Source organism: Melaminivora sp. (assembly GCF_032059615.1).
Classification (GTDB): domain Bacteria; phylum Pseudomonadota; class Gammaproteobacteria; order Burkholderiales; family Burkholderiaceae_C; genus Melaminivora.
In genome coordinates, this window is sequence record NZ_DAMCAM010000106.1 from 1 (window position 1) to 3,367 (window position 3,367).

The window sequence follows — 3,367 nt, forward strand, 5'->3', positions numbered from 1 at the left end:
TGGGCCGCGGTGCGCGGCGCTCGGCCTGCGGCGGCGCCGGCGCTGCAGCCGCCCGTGCCTCGGCCCGCGGCGGCGGCGCCTCGGGCATGGGCGGGGCAGCTGCGGGAAGGACGGAGGGCGCCGGCTCGACAGGTTGCGCCGGCACCGGCACGGAGGTGGGCAAGGGCGCATGCGCCCCGGCGGCCATGCGGGACGCGCCCGCGCCCGCCTGCCCCAGCCACCAGCCCGCGCCCGCCAGGGCCAGGGCGGCCAGCACGGCTGCCAACCCCAGCGGCAGCGCGGCGGCCGTGGGGCGCGCGGGTGGCGCCAGCGCGTCCGGCATGGGAGTGTGCAGGCCGGGCACGCTGCCCTGGCTGCGTTCGGCCTGGGCGCGCCGCAGCGCGTCGAGGATGTAGGACATGGGTTCAGCCTTCGATGTGCTGCAGGCGCGGCTCGGGCACGCCGGTGGCCCGGTTGAGCCGCATGAGGGTCAGCGGCCCGGCCAGGCCGTCGGCCGTGAGGCCCTGGGCTTTCTGAAATGCGTGGATGCGCGCGCGCCGGTCGCCGGGCGCCGGGCGCGGGGCGGCCGGACCGGCGGCGCGCGCCAGCCGGTCGTCGAGCCACTGCGCCGCGGCGGCGCTGCCCAGCACGTCGCCCGAGGCGGGCAGCTCCGCCGGGGCGCGCCACAGCGTGGCCGCCTCGCCGTGCCACAGCGGCGCCAGCTCGGCCAGCGGCAGGGCCAGCGTGCGGCTGTTGTCGACCACGAGCACGGCCGTGTCCGCGCCGAGCGAGCGCAATAGCGCCCAGCGCGGCGCCGCCTGGCCCGGTGCCTGCAGGCCCAGCAGCGTCGGCCGGTCGAGCTGGCGCAGCAGATCCAGGCTGGCGTCACGGCCGTGCCAGCAGCGCAGCTGCATCAAGGCAAGGGCCGCGCAGGCTCCTGCCTCGCCCTCGGCCCCTCCGGGCGCTGCGAAGATCCCGCGGGCCTCGGGCATTTCGGCCTGCCAGAGCCGCGCCAGCCGGCCCCAGTCGGGCTCCTGCCCCGCCGCGCTGCCGGCGGGCGCCGCCAGCCACTGCGCCAGCGTGAGGCTCTGCCCTTCGGCGGCCGGGGCCGCGGCAGGTGCCGCACCGGCCGCCAGCGATGGGCCTGCAATCCGGCCCGGCCACGCGCCGGCAGCCCATACGGCGCCGAACGCGGCGGCGGCGCCCAGCAGCAGCCCGGCCGTGCCTGCCTGCCAGTGCCGGCGCGCGCCGCCCGTCGGGCTCAGCCGGCCGCCCGCGCCCCTGGCTGCCCCGTCACCGGCCACTTCGCGCGCGGCCCGGCGCAGCGTGGCGGGGCGCACCTCGCGCTCGCCCTGACTGTAGGCGCCCAGCAGCGCACGGTCGCACAGCAGGTTGATGCGCCGCGGCACGCCCCCGGCCAGGGCGTGGATCCGCGCCAGCACCGCCGGCGCAAAGGGCAGCGGGCCGCGCTGGCCCGCGACGGCCAGGCGGTGCGCGACGTACTGCGCCGTCTCGGCACGGCTCAAGGGACCCAGGTGGTAGCGCGCGATGATGCGCTGGGCGAGCTGCTCCAGGCCTGGCCGCGCGACCATGTCGCGCAGCTCGGGCTGGCCGATCAGGATGATCTGCAGCAGCTTGCGCTCGCTGGTCTCCAGGTTGGTCAGCAGGCGCAGTTGCTCCAGCACCTCGGGCGCCAGGTTCTGCGCCTCGTCGATCACCAGCACGCTGGTGCGCCCGGCGGCATGGGCCTGCAGCAGGAAGGCGTTGAGCGGGTCGATGCAGTCCTTGGCCGTGGTCGCGCCCGGGCTGCCGGCGTGCGGCTCGACGCCGAACTCCTCGCACACCGAGCGCAGCAGCTCGATCGCCGTGAGCCGGGGGTTGAAGATGTAGGCGACGTGGCAGGTGGCGGGCACCTGCTCCAGAAAGCAGCGGCAGACGGTGGTCTTGCCCGTGCCCACCTCGCCCGTGAGCAGCACGAAGCCACCCCCCGCGTCCAGGCCGTAGAGCAGGTGCGCCAGCGCCTCGCGGTGGCGCTCGCTCATGAAGAGGTAGCGCGGGTCCGGGGCGATGGAGAACGGCGGATGCTGCAGGCCGAAGAAGGGGGCGTACATGGGCGCGAGGATAGCGCCGCGCTGGCGGGGGCTCGCAGTCTTGGACGAGGCAGGGGTGTTAAGGGTTAGACCCGCTGGGACAAACCCCTAGATTGTCGTTACAAAGACAGAATGACGTCAAAGTCATTCCTACCATTCGCCGCAATCCCGCAGCAGGCTACGGCTTTTTCCTACACGCCACGCTGCCGTCCCCCCCGAACCCCGAGGAGCCGGAATGACAACCACATTCCCCCACCTGCTGCTGCGCCACGCGGCCGAGCGTCCCGAGGCGCCCGCACTGCGCGAAAAAGAATATGGCATCTGGCAGACCTGGAGCTGGCAGGCCGCCAGCGCCGAGGTGCGCGCCATGGCCTGCGGCCTGCTGTCGCTGGGCTTTGCGCGCGGCCAGAACCTGGCGCTCATCAGCGACAACCGCCCCCACGTCTATATGGGCTTCCTGGCGGTGCAGAGCATGGGCGGCGTGCCCATCCCGCTGTACCAGGACGCGGTGGCCGCGGAGATGACCTTCGTCATGCAGGACGCGGGCATCGAGTTCGCCTTCGCCGAGAACCAGGAGCAGGTGGACAAGCTGCTGGAGGTGCGCGAGACCGTGCCCGGCATCCGCCACATCATCTACGACGACCCGCGCGGCCTGCGCAAGTACGACCAGCCGGGCCTGATCAGCACGGCCGACCTGGTGACGCGCGGCAACGCATGGGACCGCGCCAACCCGGGCGTGTGGGAGTCGATGCTGGGCAGCGTCCGCCCGCAGGACGTCTCGGTCATCCTCTACACCTCGGGCACCACCGGCAAGCCCAAGGGCGTGTGCCTGACGCACGAGGCCTTCGTCGGCTCGGCCAGCGGCGGCATCGAGGTGGACCGCCTGGGCCCCTCGGACAACGTGCTGTCCTACCTGCCCCCGGCCTGGGTGGGCGACCACCTGTTCTCGTTCGCGCAGTGGATGGTGGCCGGGTTCACCATCAACTGCCCCGAGTCGGCCAGCACCGTGTCCATCGACATGCGCGAGATCGGCCCGAGCTACTACTTCGCGCCGCCGCGCGTGTTCGAGGGCATGCTGACCTCGGTGTCGATCCGCATGGAGGACGCCGCCCGCCCGAAGCGCTGGCTGTTCGAGCAGTGCATGCAGCTGGCGCGCCGCGTGGGCTCGGACATCCTGGACGGCAAGAGTGTGGGGACGCTGGACCGCCTGAAATACAGGCTGGCCGACTTCGCCATCTACGGGCCGCTGCGCAACGTCATGGGCCTGTCGCGCATCCGCGTGGCCTACACCGCGGGCG

Annotated in this window: 2 protein-coding genes and 1 pseudogene; 1 reads left to right on the plus strand and 2 read right to left on the minus strand. The window is 73.8% G+C overall.

All coding sequences use genetic code 11. From position 1 onward, the window contains the following. A pseudogene (locus tag RT051_RS14485) lies at positions 1–400 on the minus strand (hypothetical protein); the annotation flags it as partial. 4 nt (positions 401–404) lie between these two features. Then, positions 405–2,090, minus strand: a complete 1,686-nt coding sequence (locus RT051_RS14490; RefSeq protein WP_313077808.1) for an AAA family ATPase — start codon at positions 2,088–2,090, stop codon at positions 405–407. Between the two features lie 214 nt (positions 2,091–2,304). Here RT051_RS14490 and RT051_RS14495 point away from each other — a divergent pair. Beyond that, positions 2,305–3,367 (plus strand): AMP-binding protein (locus RT051_RS14495; protein ID WP_313077811.1); only part of this gene is annotated, 1,063 nt, incomplete at its 3' end.